19 protein-coding genes are annotated in these 18,850 nt (G+C 30.5%); 10 read left to right on the plus strand and 9 right to left on the minus strand.

The features are described 5' to 3' along the window. Positions 1-204 precede the first annotated feature (204 nt). Both HUW60_RS01010 and lon read left to right on the plus strand, forming a co-directional pair. On the plus strand, positions 205-438 hold the full coding sequence (locus HUW60_RS01010; RefSeq protein WP_190600593.1) for a hypothetical protein: 234 nt from the start codon (positions 205-207) through the stop codon (positions 436-438). After that, the gene (gene lon / locus HUW60_RS01015; RefSeq protein ID WP_190600594.1) at positions 402-2,738 is read left to right on the plus strand and encodes an endopeptidase La; all 2,337 of its coding nucleotides are present in this window, start codon (positions 402-404) and stop codon (positions 2,736-2,738) included. The genes HUW60_RS01010 and lon overlap by 37 nt, the downstream gene beginning before the upstream one ends. A 6-nt stretch (positions 2,739-2,744) precedes the next feature. Here lon and HUW60_RS01020 read toward each other — a convergent pair whose 3' ends face one another. Beyond that, positions 2,745-3,158 carry a DsrE family protein gene (locus tag HUW60_RS01020; RefSeq protein ID WP_190600595.1) on the minus strand — a complete coding sequence of 138 codons (414 nt, stop codon included), beginning with the start codon at positions 3,156-3,158 and terminating at the stop codon, positions 2,745-2,747. A 709-nt stretch (positions 3,159-3,867) separates the two neighbouring features. On the opposite strand from HUW60_RS01020, the gene HUW60_RS01025 reads away from it, so the two are divergent. Further along, positions 3,868-5,304, plus strand: coding sequence for a leucyl aminopeptidase (locus HUW60_RS01025; RefSeq protein ID WP_190600596.1), 1,437 nt, complete (start codon positions 3,868-3,870; stop codon positions 5,302-5,304). Positions 5,305-5,764: 460 nt separating this feature from the next. Here the strand turns inward: HUW60_RS01025 and HUW60_RS01030 are convergent, their stop codons facing one another. The 5 genes from HUW60_RS01030 to HUW60_RS01050 form a co-directional block, all read right to left on the minus strand. Further along, a complete protein-coding gene (locus HUW60_RS01030) occupies positions 5,765-6,385 on the minus strand; it encodes a DUF302 domain-containing protein (RefSeq protein ID WP_190600597.1) in 621 nt (206 codons plus the stop codon). A 102-nt stretch (positions 6,386-6,487) separates the two neighbouring features. Further along, positions 6,488-6,892 (minus strand): CBS domain-containing protein, encoded by a 405-nt coding sequence (locus HUW60_RS01035; RefSeq protein WP_190600598.1) that lies wholly within the window; start codon positions 6,890-6,892, stop codon positions 6,488-6,490. Next, on the minus strand, positions 6,892-7,242 hold the full coding sequence (locus tag HUW60_RS01040) for a P-II family nitrogen regulator (protein WP_190600599.1): 351 nt from the start codon (positions 7,240-7,242) through the stop codon (positions 6,892-6,894). Before HUW60_RS01040 ends, HUW60_RS01035 begins: the two co-directional genes overlap by 1 nt. Positions 7,243-7,250: 8 nt before the next feature. Continuing rightward, positions 7,251-7,991, minus strand: a complete 741-nt coding sequence (locus HUW60_RS01045; RefSeq protein WP_190600600.1) for a DUF1538 domain-containing protein — start codon at positions 7,989-7,991, stop codon at positions 7,251-7,253. Beyond that, complete coding sequence (locus HUW60_RS01050; protein ID WP_190600601.1) at positions 7,988-8,719, minus strand: DUF1538 domain-containing protein; 732 nt, start codon at positions 8,717-8,719, stop codon at positions 7,988-7,990. Before HUW60_RS01050 ends, HUW60_RS01045 begins: the two co-directional genes overlap by 4 nt. Before the next feature lie 103 nt (positions 8,720-8,822). Here HUW60_RS01050 and pabC point away from each other — a divergent pair, with 103 nt between their 5' ends. From pabC to HUW60_RS01075, 5 genes are all read left to right on the plus strand, one after another. Further along, positions 8,823-9,752: an aminodeoxychorismate lyase gene (gene pabC / locus HUW60_RS01055; protein ID WP_190600602.1), complete on the plus strand. Its 930-nt coding sequence runs from the start codon at positions 8,823-8,825 to the stop codon at positions 9,750-9,752. A gap of 289 nt (positions 9,753-10,041) precedes the next feature. Next, a complete protein-coding gene (gene tmk, locus HUW60_RS01060; RefSeq protein WP_190600603.1) occupies positions 10,042-10,659 on the plus strand; it encodes a dTMP kinase in 618 nt (205 codons plus the stop codon). Continuing rightward, complete coding sequence (locus HUW60_RS01065; protein ID WP_190600604.1) at positions 10,659-11,669, plus strand: DNA polymerase III delta subunit-related protein; 1,011 nt, start codon at positions 10,659-10,661, stop codon at positions 11,667-11,669. The genes tmk and HUW60_RS01065 overlap by 1 nt, the downstream gene beginning before the upstream one ends. A gap of 30 nt (positions 11,670-11,699) precedes the next feature. Beyond that, positions 11,700-12,986, plus strand: coding sequence for a glutamate-1-semialdehyde 2,1-aminomutase (gene hemL, locus HUW60_RS01070; protein ID WP_190600605.1), 1,287 nt, complete (start codon positions 11,700-11,702; stop codon positions 12,984-12,986). A 571-nt stretch (positions 12,987-13,557) separates the two neighbouring features. Then, positions 13,558-14,211, plus strand: coding sequence for a histidinol-phosphatase (locus HUW60_RS01075; protein WP_190600606.1), 654 nt, complete (start codon positions 13,558-13,560; stop codon positions 14,209-14,211). Between the two features lie 97 nt (positions 14,212-14,308). On the opposite strand, the gene HUW60_RS01080 is transcribed toward HUW60_RS01075, so the two are convergent. From HUW60_RS01080 to rpiA, 3 genes are all read right to left on the minus strand, one after another. Then, on the minus strand, positions 14,309-14,824 hold the full coding sequence (locus tag HUW60_RS01080; RefSeq protein WP_190600607.1) for a DsrE/DsrF/DrsH-like family protein: 516 nt from the start codon (positions 14,822-14,824) through the stop codon (positions 14,309-14,311). Positions 14,825-14,852: 28 nt separating this feature from the next. Then, positions 14,853-15,077 carry a sulfurtransferase TusA family protein gene (locus HUW60_RS01085; RefSeq protein WP_190600608.1) on the minus strand — a complete coding sequence of 75 codons (225 nt, stop codon included), beginning with the start codon at positions 15,075-15,077 and terminating at the stop codon, positions 14,853-14,855. A gap of 815 nt (positions 15,078-15,892) precedes the next feature. Beyond that, positions 15,893-16,555, minus strand: coding sequence for a ribose-5-phosphate isomerase RpiA (gene rpiA / locus HUW60_RS01090; RefSeq protein ID WP_190600609.1), 663 nt, complete (start codon positions 16,553-16,555; stop codon positions 15,893-15,895). A 43-nt stretch (positions 16,556-16,598) separates the two neighbouring features. Here rpiA and rdgB point away from each other — a divergent pair, with 43 nt between their 5' ends. Beyond that, positions 16,599-17,189 (plus strand): RdgB/HAM1 family non-canonical purine NTP pyrophosphatase, encoded by a 591-nt coding sequence (gene rdgB, locus HUW60_RS01095; protein ID WP_190600610.1) that lies wholly within the window; start codon positions 16,599-16,601, stop codon positions 17,187-17,189. Beyond that, the gene (hemW, locus tag HUW60_RS01100) at positions 17,189-18,307 is read left to right on the plus strand and encodes a radical SAM family heme chaperone HemW (protein WP_190600611.1); all 1,119 of its coding nucleotides are present in this window, start codon (positions 17,189-17,191) and stop codon (positions 18,305-18,307) included. Before rdgB ends, hemW begins: the two co-directional genes overlap by 1 nt. Positions 18,308-18,850 lie beyond the last annotated feature (543 nt).

An 18,850-nucleotide genomic window follows, 5' to 3' on the forward strand; every position in this document is an offset into this window, starting at 1 on the left:
AATGTTTTTGGCAAATAAGAAAGAATATCTTAGTATATGTTAAGTTTCCAACTAGTCCTAGTGAAACTTAGTTGGAAACTAATAAATGATTATTATTAGTAGGAAGTTTGATATTACTTGATCATGTATAGATTTAGAAGAAACTTGGTTTGCTATATTTTATTACATAGAGATTGGTACAAGTAATATCATTATTTATTGAGCTTGTCTTTTATTACAAATAGAAAAAATGTTAATTTTATTCATCAAGCTTTGGCTAACCATCTTAATGGTATGATGACTTGTGCAAATAGATATATTGATTATGAAAAAGTAAATGATTCTATGATTTGGGTACTTGAAATCTTTGTTACTAAGCACTATCTATCTAAATTACTAAACTTCAAAGGCGTTAGATTGTTATGGAAACAGAACTCACCAACGAACAAATTGATTTAAGTAAGGGTAATATTCCATTATTACCATTGAGAGATGTGGTGGTTTTTCCACATACTGTTATGCCGTTATTTGTTGGTAGAGAAACCTCTGTTAATGCAATTACTCGGGCAATGGCTACGAATAAATATATTTTTTTAGTTACTCAGAAAGATGATCAAGTGGAAAACCCTACTGGTGATGACTTGCATCAAGTTGGAACATTAGCAACTATCTTGCAAATGTTAAAATTGCCAGATGGTACTATTAAGGTCTTGGTTGAAGGAGTTAGGCGCGCTAAAATTGAACAGATTGTACAAACTGATGGTTTTCTTGAAGTGAGTTTAAGTGAATTTAGTTTACAGTCTAATGATGATACTGAAATAAAAGCCATGATGCGTTTAGCATTAGATAGTTTTGAGAGCTATATCAAGTTAAATAAAAGAGTGCCAGAAGAGGTGCTTAAAATGTTACAAGAAGTTAGTAATGTTGAACGTTTTAGTGATGTGATTATTGCTAATTTAAATCTTAAAGTATCTGAAAAACAAGCTTTATTAAGTGATGATAAGGCTCAAGATAGGCTTGATAAGATTTTATCGGTGATTCAAGGTGAAATTGACATGCTGGGAACCGAAAAGAAAATTCAATCACGCGTACGCAAGCAGATGGAGTCTAACCAACGTGATTATTATTTAAATGAACAAATGAAATCCATTCAAAAAGAGCTAGGTCAGGCTGAAGATGAAAATGAAATTGAAGAGTTACAAGTTGGTATTAATAAGGCCAAGATGTCAAAGGAAGCTAAGGAAAAAGCACAAAATGAGTTAAAGAAACTTTCACGTATGTCATCACATTCGTCTGATGCATCTATTATTCGTACTTATATTGAGAATTTGTGTGATGTTCCATGGAGGAAGAAAACCGTTATTAATAAAGATCTTAATAAAGCGCAAAAAATTCTTGATGATGATCATTATGGTTTGAATAAAGTTAAAGAGCGTATATTAGAACACCTTGCAGTGCAAACACGTGTTACTCATAACAAGGCAAATATTTTATGTTTGGTTGGTCCTCCAGGAGTGGGAAAAACATCTTTAGGTGAATCAATCGCTAGAGCGGTGAATCGTAAATACGTTCGCATGGCACTTGGCGGTGTTAGAGATGAAGCAGAAATTCGGGGTCATAGGCGTACCTATATTGGCGCCATGCCAGGTTCAATTGTACAAAAAATGCAGAAAGTGAAAGTTAAAAATCCACTTTTCTTATTAGATGAGATTGAAAAAATGGCAAGTGATTATCGTGGAGACCCTTCTTCGGCTATGTTAGAAGTATTAGATCCAGAACAAAATCATACCTTTAATGATCATTATTTAGAAGTTGATTATGATTTATCTCAAGTAATGTTTGTTGCCACTGCTAACTCACTTGATTTACCACAACCCCTGTTAGATAGAATGGAAATTATTGAATTATCTGGCTATACTGAAGATGAAAAAGTTGAAATTGCTAAACGCCACTTAATTAAAAAAGCAATGAATGGTAATGGTGTTAAGGATAGTGAAATTAAATTTCAAGATGATGCTATTCTAGATATAATTCGTTATTACACACGTGAAGCAGGTGTACGTGGTCTCAGTAGAACAATTAGTACTATTTGTCGAAAAGTGGTTAAAGAAGTAATTTTAAAGAAGTGTGAAACTAAGGCTTATATTAATGCTAAGAGTTTAGAAAAGTATCTAGGTGTGAGAAAGTTTCGTTTTGGGCTAGCTGAGCAAAATAATCAAATAGGAGAAGTAACAGGACTCGCTTGGACTTCAGTGGGTGGAGATCTGTTAACTATTGAAGCTACTGCCTATAAAGGCAAAGGTAAACTTAATTATACAGGTCAATTGGGTGATGTAATGCAAGAGTCAATTCAGGCAGCAAAATCTGTGGTTAGGAGCATGGTTAAAAAATTTGGCATTGATGAGAATTTTGATGAAAAATTGGATATTCACATTCATGTTCCTGATGGTGCAACACCAAAAGATGGCCCTAGTGCAGGCGCGGCTATGACTACAGCATTAGTATCAGTACTCACAAGTAGAAAGGTTAAAGCCGATGTTGCCATGACAGGAGAGATTACTCTTAGAGGTGAAGTTACCCCAATTGGAGGGTTAAAGGAAAAAATGTTAGCTGCATTACGTGGTGGTATTAAAACGGTTATTATTCCTGATGATAATGAACGAGAGTTGTCTGAAGTGCCTGATAAAATTAAAGGAAAACTTAAGGTTATTCAAGTGAAATGGATTGATGAAGTGCTAGATATTGCTTTAGAAAAATAAAATTACTTAGGGCCTAATGTAAGAATAGTCTTGTTGTTGTAAGTCTCCAATACGAACTACACCAGAAGTTACAATATTAACCCCTTCTACTAGTGTTGGAAATTTACCTTTTTTGCGTTTAATAGCTTTCATAGTGTTGCGACAAGCACTAAAGGTAATGTTATTCATTATCATGGATTCAACACGATCAGAATTTTTATTGCTTTGAGTTAATATGCTTAAACCGGGACCGTAAGCTACAATTTCAACATCAACATTATCAATACCATAGTATTTTTGTAAGTTGATAGCATTATTTAGAACAATTTTTTGTGTTCTAATATCATCTGTGCTGATTTGAATCACATATTTTTGATTTATTGCTTGAGCGTTTAGTGTTAATAGTATAAGTGTTGTAATACTAAATAATATTTTTTTCATCTTTTTTTCGTTATAATTAAAAAGCATTTCTTTTTGTATAAAAACATCAATTATCTTACGCTATTTTTATGATTTTAGAGTAATAATAGTCAGTAAAATTATTTACTGACTATCAATATTTTAATCTAGTTCTATTTGTGATTTATTTAATATTAGCTACTTAAAGCTATTGTTAACATGGTAATACAGAAGTATTTATTTAAGATGCTATGTATTTATGTATTTTGATTCTTGTGAGTTGTTCTAAATACAATGATTTAGTATCATATTGATTGTCGTACTGTAAAGTATGAAATTAAGTTATAGTTCTTTGAACTAAGTTGAGATATGTGTGGATGTAATAAGTTTATTTAAGTAGATTTTTCTAGGTTAAATATTTTATTTATCATTAAAGTTTATAGTGCTATAGTGGGTTTTTAGATAAAATACTTTTTTATTGTCATTGATAACTGTTCAAATTAAGAGAATAATGTATTGTGGATAGTCATGGGTGTTTGTGTGTTATTTTTTTTTAAATTTGCTTTAAAGTTGTTAGAATAATCTTGTTGAATTAATTAGACTTTGCTATTTGTTGGCGTGAGTTTTCTAGTTATTATTATCAATAGCGCTGGTCTAGGTTAAATATAATGATTAATTAGATAATGTAATTTTATTAATCTTACCTTTTAGGTAAAATACCTAATATTATAGTTTTTAATAAGGTATTGAGATGAAGTTTACATTGATTAATGAAAAAATTCAACATTTTAAGGGCGATGCTGTGGTCGTATTTTCTAAATCTAATAGGGTTTTTAATGATGATAATATTCAACAATTAATTAAACTTAATCATTTTGATTCTAAACCCGGGAAAGTGTTATTATTAAATTTGGTTTCTGGTTTTAAATCCAAACAAATTATTGTTTCCGGAATTGGTGATGCACCTATAAGCGCTAAAAACTATGTTAAAGCGTTGAATGCTGTGATTGTTATACTTGTTGAAATTAAAGCTAAAAACTTAATGGTTCAACATATTGGAATTAAAGGTTTTAATGAACTTTGGGTGCATGAAACAACTGCTAAGGTAATGTATAATGCAACTTATAAAGTACAAAAAGTAGGTAGTCATAAAAAGCAAAATAGTGGTATTGAGTGTATTACTATTCAATCAACTATGGATAGTGCATATGGCTTAATTAAAGGCCAAGCAATTGCTGATGGTATGTCTTTAACGCGGCATTTGGGGGATTTACCATCTAATATATGTACACCTAGCTATTTGGCAGATACCGCTATGTCTTTAGCTCAAGAATTTAATCTTGAGTGTGAAGTCCTGGAAAAAGTGGACATGGAGAAACTTGGTATGGGTTCGTTATTGGCAGTTTCTAAAGGCTCGAGCGAGCCACCCAAACTTATTAGTTTGAGTTATCAAGGCAATGGAAAGGAAAAACCGATTGTACTTGTAGGTAAAGGTGTTACATTTGATAGTGGTGGTATTTCATTGAAGCCTGGTACGGGTATGGATGAGATGAAATATGATATGTGTGGCGCAGCTTCTGTATTAGGTGTAATGCGTGTTATTGCACAAATTAAGCCAAATATTAATTTAGTTGTTGTGTTGCCAACAGTTGAGAATATGCCAGCACATAATGCCTATAAACCTGGTGATGTTGTTAAATCTATGTCGGGTAAAACGATTGAAATTTTAAATACAGATGCAGAAGGGCGTTTGATTTTGTGTGATGCACTTACTTATGTTAATAGGTTTAATCCAGAAGTGGTTATTGATGTTGCTACACTTACAGGTGCAGTAGTTATTGCACTAGGTAAGCATAATTCAGGACTTATGAGTAATGATAAAGATTTGGCTAATGATATCATTAGTGCTTCTAAGGCTTCACTTGATGGTGTATGGCAATTACCTATTGAAGATGAGTATGATGAATTGCTGCAATCAAACTTTGCCGATATGGCAAATATTGGAGGGAATGAAGCTGGTTCTATTACTGCTGGGTGTTTTTTGTCTAGATTTACTCAAAATTATCGTTGGGCACACTTAGATATTGCAGGTACAGCCTGGGTAAGTGGTGATAAAAAAGGCGCTACAGGTCGTCCAGTATCTTTATTAACACAATTTATTATGGATCAAGTTCAAAAGAGATTGTGATGTTAGATATATAAAAATATAACTGTTGTTTAAGTGACTAATGATCTATCTTGATGGAAGGAGTTAGATTACATGGGTTTATTAATACCAGTAAAAAGATATTAAGAGTATGATGAGGTTAGGTAATTATGAGTAGTGAAAACCTAGATCAAAACATTGTTTAAAGAATAATTCACCATAAACTTGAATAACTTCTTGTACTTAGTTTTGATGAGTCGACTAAATAATCTGTATATATAGATTATTTAGTGAATGCTTAATAAGTTCGCTTTTGCGTGATTAGTAAAGTTTGGATCTGGGAGATAAAATCCTGCTGTATTAATAAAATCTTTCAATGAAATAATTAGCTGTAAAATTTTTGCGTATATGTTGTTTATTAATACAAGTGATACTAGAGTATAGTTTATATCAAATAGATTATATTCAAAAACCCGTATAAATAAGGTTTTTGAATATTTTTTTAAAAGTCACCTTTTGCGCCATTATTCTGAATTACAGTCATTGCTCTTTGAATAACTAAAGCCTTTTCAAGTAAGTAATTAGGCAATGGTGAACCACCATAAATCATAGCATTCATGTTTAACATGTATAGCCATCTTTGTCCAGATTTATCTTCAATAAGTGCTAGTCTACAAGGTAAGTATGCTGAAAATGCATCTGAATAATCAACCATTGTCATTGCTGTTCGTGGTGAACAATATTGATAAATTTTTAAGAATCTTTGCTTGTCGCTAGTTTGTAATTCAACCATTTCTGATAAGGGTAACATACCTACAGAACGAATACCTTTAGCAGTTGCAATACTTTCCATTGCCTCTTCAACATCTTCATTTGAAACATCGTCAGCTACTTTTACGCGCACAACAGAAGCCATAGCAATATCACCTGTATCAAGCAGAGTGTTGATCATTGGCATGTACACCTTAGACATAGACTTTGGGTGTAGTTTTGGTGAAATTATTTCACCAATTACTTTTCCAATTATACCATCGTATTTGATTTGTAGTGATACAGTATAATAAATTGTAATAGCGCCAATAATAATTAATAACCATTTGATTAGATTGATAATTCCACTCATTTATTTTTCCTGTTATGCAATATATAAAATATTTCTGCATTCTAGCAGGTTAAAAAAAAATAGTTAATCTATCACTATATCCTAATTTTCTAATATTTTTTGTTATACAATCCTTAAACTATTAAAGACAATGCTAGTTAAGCTAACCATGCCAACAATCTTACCATTATCTAAAACTGGGCAACGAGACAGATTAAATTTTGTTAATAGTTTTGCACAATAACAAATATTCATATTAGGATGGACTGAAATAGCTGGTTTGTTCATAATTTCATATACATTAACTCGATCAAGTGCTCGGTCTTTGGCAATGACTTTGGAGGCAATGTCAGAAATTAGCACTACCCCGTATTCATCATATACATGAGATTTGTCAACTAAAAGCATTTTTGTTTTCTTATGTTGCATATCATTAAGTGCATTTTGCACTGTGCATTTTGAATTAACAATATCAACCTGTTTCCACATGACATCTTTTACTAGGGTTGTTGTTGTATTATTAGTCATTATATTTTTTCCTTTATAGTGTGTTCTAGTGCATTAATTTGATGCATAACGCCAACAGCATCCTCTACATCAACTTGGAAAGCAATTCCTTCTTTTGGGTTGGATTCAAAATTACCTGTATCAGCAATTGTTTCTAATATATCCCTAGAAAGATGTTGTTCTACTAGTAACAACAAAACATCTCTAGGAGTTTCAATATTGAGTCCTAAAAATGTTTTGTTGTGTTTGAGACCTTCTCCTCGAGCTTGAGAAATAATAGTCGATCCTGTAGCACCTTTTGTTCTAGCGGCCTCAAGTATATTATCAGTTCTATCAGAATCAACAAAAGCAATAATTAATTTAAAGTGCATAGTGTCTCCTATTTTTTATTTTGTTCTAAAAATTTCATAATTTGTACATAAGTCATCACACTCATAATAGGAAATAATGAGGCAAAAGCTATTAAACCAAAACCATCAACAAGTGTAGAACGTCCATCGATTGTACCCGCAAGTCCAAGTCCAAGAGCTGCAACTAATGGTACGGTTACGGTAGATGTTGTTACACCGCCAGAATCATAGGCAAGTGCAATAATATTTTTAGGTGCAAAGTAGGTTTGTATAAGTACGATAACATAGCCAGAAATAATAAAGTAATATAATGGTAATCCAGTTATAATACGAAAGCTTCCGATAGTAATACCGACAGCCACACCAATAGCAACTACAATTCTTAGAGGCCATACCTTGATAAAACCGCCAGATACTTGATTGGCTTTAATGGCAATTGCTAGTAAAGCTGGTTCAGCAATGGTTGTGGCAAAGCCAATGCTGGCTGCAAAAATATAAATCCAGTAATAATCTTTCCAGCTAAGTGTGTCATTACCGATAAAATCACTTGATGTTAGTTGCTGTGCCATTAGCTTTCCTAAAGGAAATAGTGCTTTTTCTAATCCAACAATAAATAAAGTGAGCCCTATCCAAACTAAAATAAATCCTGCAATAATTTTCTTTAAATATGGTATCTTTTGTTTAAGGATAATTATCTGAAAACCAAGTAATACCACTGCAATAGGCATAATATCCCAGAACATATTTATAAAATTATCTATTAAATTCATTGTAATATACCAAATAACATTACTGCAATAATAGGTAGAAGTGAGGCAATGGCAATCATTCCAAAACCATCTGTTAAAGGATTTCTGCCACTAATTGAACTAGCAAGGCCTACACCAAGTGCAGTGAGTAATGGTACAGTAATGGTACTTGTAGTTACACCGCCTGAATCATAAGCTAAGCCTATGATAAAATCTGGCGCAAAGAAAGTAGTAGCAATTACTAGAAGATAGCCGCTAATAATTAAATATTGTATTGGCCAACCTTTTAAAATTCTTAGTACACCAATTACTACAGCTAAACCTACAGAAATAGCTACAGTAAAACGTAAGGTTTTTGCATAATTATTAATTTCTGTTTGTGTATTGACAATACCACCCAGTTTTGCAATTTTAGCTGCTTCATTAGTAATTGCTATGAGAGCGGGTTCGGCTACTGTAGTACCAAATCCTAAGGCAAATGAAAATAAGAGTAGCCAAAAAATTGAACCTTTTTTAACAAAACCATAGGCTAATGCTTCACCAATAGGAAATAATCCTAGTTTGAGCCCGTATACAAATAAAGTCAAACCTAATAAAACAAATCCTGTCCCCATGATAATATCCATCAAGTTTGGTATGCTTTGTTGAAGTACAATAATTTGGAAAAAACTAACTACGCCTATTATAGGAGCTAAATCTTTAGAACTATCAATTAGATTGTTAATAAACTGTTTAATAGTTTTTTTCATAAAGACTTTAAGATTTGTGTTATTTTTTTTGATTAAAATATTGATCTAATAATAAAAATTTATCTTCAGGTAACAATATTATTTAGAATTATAATACCATTTCATGGTTACTATTTTATTAATTAACGGGAAAAAACAAACTAAACTTAGTATATTTAATCGTTTAGTGCAATTTGGCGATGGTTTGTTTGAAACTTGTTTAATTGAAGATTCTAGATTGTTATTTTGGTCTAAGCACTTTTTAAGACTAGAAAAAGGTTGTGATAAGTTAAGAATTCATAAAGTAAATGAGGATATTTGGCTTAAAGAAGTTGCTAAAGCATTTGCTCTTTCTAGATTAAACCAAGCAGTGGTTAAAATTATTCTTTCTCGCGGTGAAAGTATAAGAGGTTATGGTTATGAGAAAAACATTAAGTCAACCCGTATTATAATTATTTATCCTATGCTTGACTTACCTTGGAAATATGAGTTAGGTGTGTGTTCTAGCGGTTATTTTGGTAATCAATTGTTATCTGAAATTAAACATTGTAATCGTTTAGAACAAATTTTTGCAAGGTCAGAATTACAAAAGCAAGAGTGTATTATGTTAGATGAAAATGCTTTAGTTATTTCAGTTACTCAGGGTAATATTTTTGCTATTCGTAATCAAGTAATTCTTACTCCTAGTTTGATTAATTGTGGTATTGAGGGTACTAGAAGGTCTGTAGTTTTTGATTTAGCAAAAGAATTAGAATTGCAATTTAAGATTTGTTCTTTATCATTACTTGAGTTGCTTGAAACAGATGAAGTATTTATTACCAATAGTGTAATTGGTATTAAACCTGTGTCTAAAATTAATCATAAATTATTTAATAATCATCAAATTACGGATCAATTAATTAGTGCTTTTGTATGCTCCAAGAATAATCATTCATTGTCAGTTCTACTTAAATCAAAACCATCTTATTTTAAGTTTATCTTTATATTGATTGATATTTTTTTTACTATTCTGGATGTATTTGGAAAATGGTATCAAAATATCTCAAGACGTTAGTTTTTATTTGATTGTAAATAATTTAGAGTGTTTAGTTTATATCAATTCTAGTATTATATATGTGATTGCTTGCTAAATCATTCAAAATAAGATTTAAAAATTAAATTATATTATTATGATAATAATGTGAATATAAATGTTGTTGATTGTTATAAATTATTTTATTGCTATGAAAGTAAAAATTAGAAGTATTTTTCTAATTGATAAAAATACTATTATTGTTTTTATTAATAATTAGATTAATATAAAAGTACTAAAATATATACATAATCTATATAAAATATTCGGTATGCAAAGAGGAAAATTTATCACTATTGATGGTGTTGAAGGTGCTGGGAAGAGTACACAAATTGATTTTATTTGTAGTTATTTAGCTAAAAAAAATATTAATGTTGTTTTAACGCGTGAACCAGGCGGTACTAAACTGGGCGAGAAAATAAGAGCATTATTATTAAGTATTGATACCCAGTTAATGGACAATAATACTGAGTTGTTATTAATGTTTGCTGCTAGAAATGAGCATATTAAGACTAAAATTATTCCGGCGCTTAATAAGGGAGATTGGGTATTAAGCGATCGTTTTACGGATGCTTCGTATGCTTATCAAGGTGATGGTAGAGGTTTGAGTATTGAACGTATTGCACTTTTGGAGCGATGGGTATTGCAAGATTTTTCTCCTGATGTAACTTTATTATTAGATGTGCCAGTTGTATTGGGTATGTTACGGATTAAATCTAGAAGCCGTAAGGATAGAATTGAACTTGAGACTAATGATTTTTTTAATCGTGTGAGAGCCGGCTATATTAAAAGATCTAAGCAATTTCCTGAACGTATTAAGCTTATTGATGCCTCACAAACACTTAAGGAAACAACTCAGCAAATTAAAGTTATTTTACAAGCGTTATGATGAACCTTCCTTGGCACAAAAATGCATGGTCTAAATTACAAAATATGATTGATCAAGATTGCCTACCACATGCATTGTTAATAACAGGTGTTGAAAGGATTGGTAAATTTGAACTTATGCAACAATTAGTTAGCGTTTTGTTAAAGGATGATATTATCATTAGAAAAGATAATATTAGATCTAATTTAGATTATCCCGTGTTAATTAGGCGCTCAAATTATCCTAATATGGTTTATTGTCGTGCAGAAGAAATAGTTGAAAAAAATAAAAACAGATCTATGGATATTCGTATTGATCAAGTACGTGTATTTTGTGATGCTTTGAATAAAACTGCCGATGAATTACAAATTGGAGTTATTTTTTACGGAGATCAAATGAATATAGGTGCTGCCAATGGTTTGTTAAAAACTCTTGAGGAACCTAGAAAAAATACGTTAATTATTATTTTAGCGCATCATGTTGAAAACATGCCAATTACTATTGTATCAAGGTGTCAGAATATACATATTGCTCCGACGTATAGTCAACAAACTTGTCAGTGGCTAATTGAACATATTGGCAAAACTCAAAAAAAAGATTATAATATTAAACAGCTATTAGAGAGTACGCATGGTGTTCCGTTTAAAGTATTGTCTGATTTGTCTGATGGTAGTTTTATTCATTATCAGAATTATCAAAACCAGTTGCTTAATATTGTTGCTAATCCATTAATGATAGTACAATTTAAAGATTTTAAGGGTAATGAATTGGTTATTTTAAATTGTTTGCAAAATATTATTATTGAAGTAATTAGATTAAAAACTGTACATCAAGAAAGTGCTATTACTGAACTTTATCAAGTTATTATAACAGTTAAATTTGAATTTTTATTCAAATTTCTTGATGATATTTATCATGCTATTAAACTATTAAAAACCACTGTTAATATTAGCTTATTAATGGATAATATTTTAACCGTTTGGTCACATATTGTTCATTTAAAAAAATATCCACAAATTATAAACATGTAAAGATTATTTTTTAATAAAATAGGAGGAGATATGAATCAATCAGAAGTTTTATTCGCACAAGCAAAAACTGTTATTTCTGGTGGAGTGAATTCACCAGTTAGGGCATTTAATGGCGTAGGCGGTAATCCTATTTTCTTTACTCGTGGTGAAGGTGCTTATCTTTTTGATGTGGATGATAATAAGTATATTGATTATGTTGCTTCTTGGGGTTCAATGATTTTAGGTCACGCTAATCAAGAGGTTATGAATGCTATTAGAACTAACTTGGAAAATGGTCTTGGTTTTGGCGCCCCTACTCACATTGAAACAATATTGGCAGAAAAGATATGTGAACTAATGCCTTCAATTGAATTGGTTCGTATGGTAAGTTCAGGTACGGAAGCAACTATGAGCGCTATTCGTTTGGCGCGTGGTTATACTGGTAGAGATAAAATTATTAAATTTGAAGGTTGTTATCATGGACATTCTGATTCATTATTAGTCAAAGCAGGCTCTGCTACTTTAACGTTGGGTGTACCTACTTCACTTGGTGTACCTAAAGATTTTGCAAAGCACACACTGACTTTGGAATACAATAATATTGATCAAGTATATGAAATACTCAATGAAGTAGGTACTGAAGTGGCTTGTATTATTGTTGAACCTGTGGCAGGTAATATGAATTGTATTCCACCTATTGATGGTTTTTTGCAGGGTTTACGCAAGTTGTGTGACGAGTATGGGATTATTTTAATTTTTGATGAAGTTATGACAGGTTTTCGTGTTGCCCTTGGAGGGGCACAAGAATTGTATAACGTAAAACCTGATTTAACAACACTAGGTAAGATTATTGGCGGTGGTTTACCAGTGGGTATATTCGGTGGTAAGTGTGAAATTATGAAATTTATTGCACCACTAGGACCTATTTATCAAGCAGGAACGCTTTCAGGTAACCCAATATCAATGTCAGCAGGATTGGCAATGTTAAACGTATTATCAAAAGACAAAAATTTTTATACTACTTTAAATATTAAGGTTAAAAAATTAACAAAAGGTTTTTTAGCTAAGGCTAAGGAAAATAATATTGGTATGACTGCTAATGTTGTGGGCGGTATGTTTGGTTTATTTTTTACGGATGCTAAATCAGTGACTAATTTTAAAGAAGTCTCTCAGTGTAATGTTAAATTGTTTAAAAGATTCTATCACCTAATGTTGAAAGAGGGAGTGTATATGACACCTTCTGCTTATGAAGCAGATTTTGTTTCTAGTGCTCATAGCGACATGGACATTCAAAATACTATTGATGCAGCTGGATGTGTATTTGCAAAATTGGTATAAATTCTTATGAAGATTGATGTAGTTGAGTTTTAATTGATTAATACTACTAAGTTATTGGTTAATTTTAGTAACAATATTACTATTTTTAGCTTCGTAAGAAATAACATGACTTAATAAAAAGTTTATTCATTTAGTGAATTATTATCTAATGATAGAATATTAAGTTATGATATTGATATTATACAAGTTGTAAATTAGGTTATTTTAAGGATAAATTAATAAGTAAATTACCTAATGAATAATATTTAAACCTATATTTAAATGAGTGGCTACACTATTTGAGTATCTTTTTGATACTAAAAGTAGTCTTGATTAGATATGAAGATACTTGTATATTTTTCCTTGTTGTGGTTTTAGTATATTTGACGAGTTAATAGGAGTATTAATATTAGTGTGAATAAAAAAAGATAAATGTATTAAAATTTTATTGCTAGGTATATTATTTTGATTAGCAGTCATTGCTGGTTTAAAACACTTATATAGTTGGTTGTACTGATCAACAAGATTTAATCCTATTTTGTCTTATGTATGTGAGATAGTAAAAATACTAAGTAGTGTTATGGAGAATGTAATGGCGCTTGCAATTTTTGATTTAGACAGAACTCTAATTAAGGGTGACAGTGACTTTCTTTGGGGGGAATTTTTAAGTGAAATTGGTGCTGTTGATGTAAATATTTATCAAAGTAAAAATCAGTATTTTTTTGATCAATATATGCTTAGAAAATTAGATATTCATGAGTATTTAGAATTTTGTTTAGAACCTTTATCTCAATACTCTATGGAAATATTAAATCAATGGCATCAGCAGTTTATGAATCAAAAAATTGATCAAATTTTATTACCTAAAGCTCAATTAGTGGTCGATGGACATAAAGAAAAAGGTGACATATTGATGGTGATTACGTCTACCAATCGCTTTGTTACTGAACCGATTGTGGCTAGATATGGAATTAAGCAGCTACTAGCTACTAATCCTGAAATAAAAGAAGGTCAATATACAGGTAAAGTTAAGGGTGAACCTTGTTTCCAATTTGGAAAAATTAATCATCTTAATAAGTGGTTAGAAAAAACCGGTGTAAGTATTAAAGGTGCAAGTTTTTATTCAGACTCTTATAATGATTTACCAATGTTGGAATTAGTAGATTACCCTATTGTTGTTCATGGTGATGATAAACTTAATGTCATTGCAATTGAGAGAGGTTGGAGATGTTTAGATTGGACATAATGTTTTTGTTTTTATAAAAATTACGAACTTTGTATTTATTTTAGAAAGCACAAAAGCCTCCTTTCGGAGGCTTTTGTTGATGGGTAAACATGAGTTATTACATATAAAGGTTATGGTTTGAGTCATTACATTCATCAAAGTAAGTGGCTGCACCTGCAAACTCCACTCCATCAATAAAGTCATTTTTGTTGTAACCAAATAAATCAACCGTCATTTCACAAGCGATAAATTTAACATCAAATTCCTGACATATGGAACGTAGTTCATCAAGCGTTGCAACCCCGTTTTTCTTCATAGTTTTCTTCATTAAATAAGTGGCTAAATATTCTGTAAATGGCAATAACCAAAATATATTTGGGATTTTAGGGCTAAAATCAATTTTTTGTAACCATTCCGGTCCTATAGGTAGTTTCATTGGCATGGCTGGATTACCTATAGGAGATATACGTAATTTAGAAGTGTCTTTTAATAAAAGATTAAGCCCGTAAAAGGTAAAGAATATGGTAACTTCTTTATCCATTGCAACTCCAGTAGAAGCAATAATGAAAGGTGGAAAGGCCCAATCAAAAGTTCCTTTAGTGGCGATAATAGTCATTTTTTTATTATCTGACATAATAATTCTCCTGTAAAATGTTTAGTGTTTAAGTCTTTTCAATGGTGAAGATATATTTACCGCTTTCTTCAACAGAGGACATAAGTTTATTACCTGTTTGATTGCAAAAAGCTTCAATATCTTTTACTGAACCAGCATCAGTTGAAATTACGTCTAAAATCTTGCCTATATCCATTTTAGATAATACTTTTTTAGTTTTTAAGATTGGTAATGGGCAGTTTAAGCCTGATGCATCTAAAGTTTCGTCAGCCATTTGTGGACTCCTTATATTTTTTAAAGTTTAAAATAATATACATATTAGAAATAACTAATAAGATTAGACTATTTTAGTCGTCCATCAGTAAAGAGTCAAATATAATAAGTATATGATTAAATATTTAGTAATGTATGTATTGATAATTTTATCCACGTTTAGATTAGATATGTCTTAGTCGTCCTTTTTAAGTTGTTATAAGAGTAATAAGTTTTTATATATTATTTGAGACAGCAATTTTGTAGTATCTGTTATTGAAACTCAAGTTTATTTAAAAAAATTAGGATATGAACTTTTTGTTTATAGTGAGAATTCATCTAAGAGTTTTGATGTTCTACATGTTGATAGTGTTAATCTTGTTTTTGATTATAAATGGAGGAAGATCTAATAGATACTAAGATAGTATCAAGATCTGGTTTTAGTCCTAAAAATATATCATATTTTTTGAAAAATTTAAAGATAATTTATATGTAAATTTTTTCCGTACTTATTATATATTAGCATTAATAGAATTTTTGCTTGTATTGTTATTAATATAAGATTTTATATTGGAAATAAAGTACTTAACTATGATGTTTTGGGGAAATAAAAAGTATCAAAATGATAAAACATATTTGATTAACTTTTGTTATTAATACGTAACAATTTAACATAGGTATTTACTATCCTCATGAATTATGTAATAGATCTTATAACGACAAGGTAAGTGAGTGTTATTTGTTATCAGTAAGTAAAGATTATTATTCTAGATCGAAAGATTAATATGATACCTAATAAAGGTATCATAGATTGTTTAGAAAAATTGATAGAGTTATTTAAGTGGTTATTACTTTTACGCCATTTGGCGTTCCTAGTAATAAAATATTTGCACCACGATTAGCAAAGAGCCCATTGGTTACTACACCAATAATGCTGTTTAATTTTGTTTCCATTGCTTTTGGATTAGTGATTTTTAAGTTCTTAATATCAAGAATAAAATTACCATTATCAGTTATAAAGTTTTTTCTAACTTCAGGCATACCACCAATTTCTTGGCTTATCTGATTTTTAACATAATTAGTTGCCATTGGAATAACCTCAACAGGTAGTGGAAAACTACCCATAATCGAAACTAATTTTGATTCATCGGCAATGCAAATAAATTGATGAGCTACTGCTGCAATAATTTTTTCTCGTGTTAGTGCACCACCACCACCTTTGATAAGGTTTAAATCGTTGTCTGATTCATCAGCACCATCAATGTAAGTTGAAATAGTTTCTACCTTATTAAGGTCAAATACTTTAATACCATGATTTTCTAAACGTTGTGCAGTTGCTTTAGAACTTGCAACAGTTCCCTTAATGTTGTTTTTTATAGTGGATAGGGCATCAATAAAAAAATTAGTAGTAGAGCCGGTTCCTACGCCTATAATGGTATTTTTTATTACGTACTTGAGCGCTGTTTGTGCCACAGTGAATTTCATTTCGTCTTGAGTCATAATGAGTTCCATGGAATCTAAATATTAGGCTAAATTATACACTATGAAAGAGATTATTCTTGCTAGCAATAACCAAGGCAAAATCAAAGAGTTTAACACTATGTTAAGAGGTATTTATAATGTTATATCAATGAAGGATAGGCAGATTAAAGAGGTTCCAGAAATAGGACTAACCTTTGTTGAAAATGCACTGATTAAAGCACGAAATTCTAGTGAACAGTCTGGGTTACCAGCATTGGCTGATGATTCAGGTATTGTAATTGATGCATTAGGTGGTAATCCTGGTATTTATTCTGCACGTTATGCGAATTGTCATAGGGATGATGAGGCAAATATTCAAAAAGTATTAATTGATATGAAGGACATAGCAGATGGTGAGAGAACTGGACGATTTTGGTGTGCGATTGTTTTTGTTGAACATGCTAGTGATCCAACGCCTATTATAATTCAACAAAAATGGGAAGGCGAGATATTACGTGAAAAAAGAGGTAATAATGGTTTTGGTTATGACCCAATTTTTTATATACCAATCCATAATTGCACTTCTGCCGAGCTTTCATCTGTAACAAAAAATAAAATTTCTCACCGAGGAAAGGCTTTATCGACGTTGCTTAAAGTACTCAAAAAAAAATAGTGGGTTGTATATTAGAATTACCGCCATTATCGTTATATATTCATTATCCATGGTGTGTTAAAAAATGTCCTTATTGTGATTTTAATTCTCATGATTGTGATCAACGAAGTGGCTATATTGAGTCATTATTAGAAGATCTTAATGAGGACTTAGATTATATTCAAGGTCGTACTATTCAATCTATTTTTTTAGGTGGCGGTACACCTAGTTTAATGAGTGAGCAAGAACTTTTTAAGTTATTTACTGGTTTAAAAAAGAGGTTGAAATTTGCAAATAATATTGAAATTACGTTAGAAACTAATCCTGGTATTTTTGAGACTGAAAAGTTTAAATTATTTAAGCATATTGGTATTAATAGGCTTTCAATTGGTGTGCAGTCTTTTAATGATAAACATCTGAAATCATTGGGTCGTATTCATAATGCTGATGAAGCGATTTATGCCTGTGAACAAGCTAATCAGGTTGATTTTAAATGTTTTAATATTGATATTATGTATGGATTAGAGAGACAAACATTAGATGAATGTTTGTCTGATGTTCATCAAGCTATTAATTTAAAACCTGACCATATTTCTTTTTATCAATTAACTATTGAGCCTAATACTTATTTTGCTAAATATACACCGATTTTGCCAAGTGATGAGGTTATTTGGCAGATGGGTAATATAGGTGTAAGTTTATTAGAAAGAAATGGTTATACTCGCTACGAGGTGTCTGCTTTTGGAAAAACACCTTCAAAGCATAATTTAAATTATTGGCAATTTGGTGATTATATTGGTATAGGTGCTGGTGCTCATGGTAAAATTACTTTACTAAAGGAGTTTTTACCGTTTAGAACGATAAAGGCACGTTTGCCAAATGACTATCTAGAAAACAGACAAAAACAAGTTAATCAGATTAAAAATTTAAGTTTTGATTTTATGCTTAATGCACTGAGGTTAAAACATGGATTTGATTTGAAATTGTTTGAGCTAAGAACAAGGCAACCAATACAAGTAATTGAGTATCAATTAAATAAGGCCAAAGCACTTGGCTTGTTTGAATTAGATGGCAAGCTGGCGAAACCTAGTAAAAAAGGTTTTGATTTCTTGAATGATTTACAAGCTATTTTTTTATGATGTGTTTTTTGGCATTATTATTCATTTGATTTTAATTATTATTCATTTGATTTTATCTAGTAAATGCTTAAGTTTATCCAAAATATATATTGGATATATATTCTATGATACAGGTTAATACAATAGTATTGTCATTAAATTAATATACATGTTGGATATTACTTTATGATTTTTATGATAATTTAGGATAAACATCCAGTTTATAATGTCTAACTCTCATATTTATGTTTTATATATATAATTTTTGTTAATGAACCTATTATGATATTTTTCTCTAATCGTTTGATTTTTCTTTAGATAATCAAGTCTAAAGTAATAAATTTTATGGTGTCTGCTACTGTTTGGTTTATTATTAGATAAATTTTGAATTTTAGAAGGTTTTAAATAAAGAAATAACACTTCTCATTGAGAAAATAAGTTTGATTATAAATATGTATTTTGTAGAAAGAATATTAGTTAAAAAAGTATTGGTGATGAGATTATAATTAGAACTATTTAGTAAAACTAGTTTTTTGTTTATTTTTATTTGTATTAATAAAAATA

It is taken from the genome of Candidatus Vesicomyosocius sp. SY067_SCS001 (assembly GCF_014706615.1).
Taxonomy (GTDB): domain Bacteria; phylum Pseudomonadota; class Gammaproteobacteria; order PS1; family Pseudothioglobaceae; genus Ruthia.

What these genes read in the sequence shown, in the direction of transcription:
- HUW60_RS01085 (WP_190600608.1), bottom strand. Translation starts at nt 15,077, where the DNA reads ATGGCTGACGAAACTTTAGATGCATCAGGCTTAAACTGCCCATTACCA.
- HUW60_RS01030 (WP_190600597.1), bottom strand. Translation starts at nt 6,385, where the DNA reads ATGAGTGGAATTATCAATCTAATCAAATGGTTATTAATTATTATTGGC.
- HUW60_RS01045 (WP_190600600.1), bottom strand. Translation starts at nt 7,991, where the DNA reads ATGAATTTAATAGATAATTTTATAAATATGTTCTGGGATATTATGCCT.
- lon (WP_190600594.1), top strand. Translation starts at nt 402, where the DNA reads ATGGAAACAGAACTCACCAACGAACAAATTGATTTAAGTAAGGGTAAT.
- hemL (WP_190600605.1), top strand. Translation starts at nt 11,700, where the DNA reads ATGAATCAATCAGAAGTTTTATTCGCACAAGCAAAAACTGTTATTTCT.
- rpiA (WP_190600609.1), bottom strand. Translation starts at nt 16,555, where the DNA reads ATGACTCAAGACGAAATGAAATTCACTGTGGCACAAACAGCGCTCAAG.
- rdgB (WP_190600610.1), top strand. Translation starts at nt 16,599, where the DNA reads ATGAAAGAGATTATTCTTGCTAGCAATAACCAAGGCAAAATCAAAGAG.
- HUW60_RS01080 (WP_190600607.1), bottom strand. Translation starts at nt 14,824, where the DNA reads ATGTCAGATAATAAAAAAATGACTATTATCGCCACTAAAGGAACTTTT.
- HUW60_RS01065 (WP_190600604.1), top strand. Translation starts at nt 10,659, where the DNA reads ATGAACCTTCCTTGGCACAAAAATGCATGGTCTAAATTACAAAATATG.
- HUW60_RS01075 (WP_190600606.1), top strand. Translation starts at nt 13,558, where the DNA reads ATGGCGCTTGCAATTTTTGATTTAGACAGAACTCTAATTAAGGGTGAC.
- tmk (WP_190600603.1), top strand. Translation starts at nt 10,042, where the DNA reads ATGCAAAGAGGAAAATTTATCACTATTGATGGTGTTGAAGGTGCTGGG.
- pabC (WP_190600602.1), top strand. Translation starts at nt 8,823, where the DNA reads ATGGTTACTATTTTATTAATTAACGGGAAAAAACAAACTAAACTTAGT.
- HUW60_RS01040 (WP_190600599.1), bottom strand. Translation starts at nt 7,242, where the DNA reads ATGCACTTTAAATTAATTATTGCTTTTGTTGATTCTGATAGAACTGAT.
- HUW60_RS01050 (WP_190600601.1), bottom strand. Translation starts at nt 8,719, where the DNA reads ATGAAAAAAACTATTAAACAGTTTATTAACAATCTAATTGATAGTTCT.
- HUW60_RS01020 (WP_190600595.1), bottom strand. Translation starts at nt 3,158, where the DNA reads ATGAAAAAAATATTATTTAGTATTACAACACTTATACTATTAACACTA.
- HUW60_RS01025 (WP_190600596.1), top strand. Translation starts at nt 3,868, where the DNA reads ATGAAGTTTACATTGATTAATGAAAAAATTCAACATTTTAAGGGCGAT.
- HUW60_RS01035 (WP_190600598.1), bottom strand. Translation starts at nt 6,892, where the DNA reads ATGACTAATAATACAACAACAACCCTAGTAAAAGATGTCATGTGGAAA.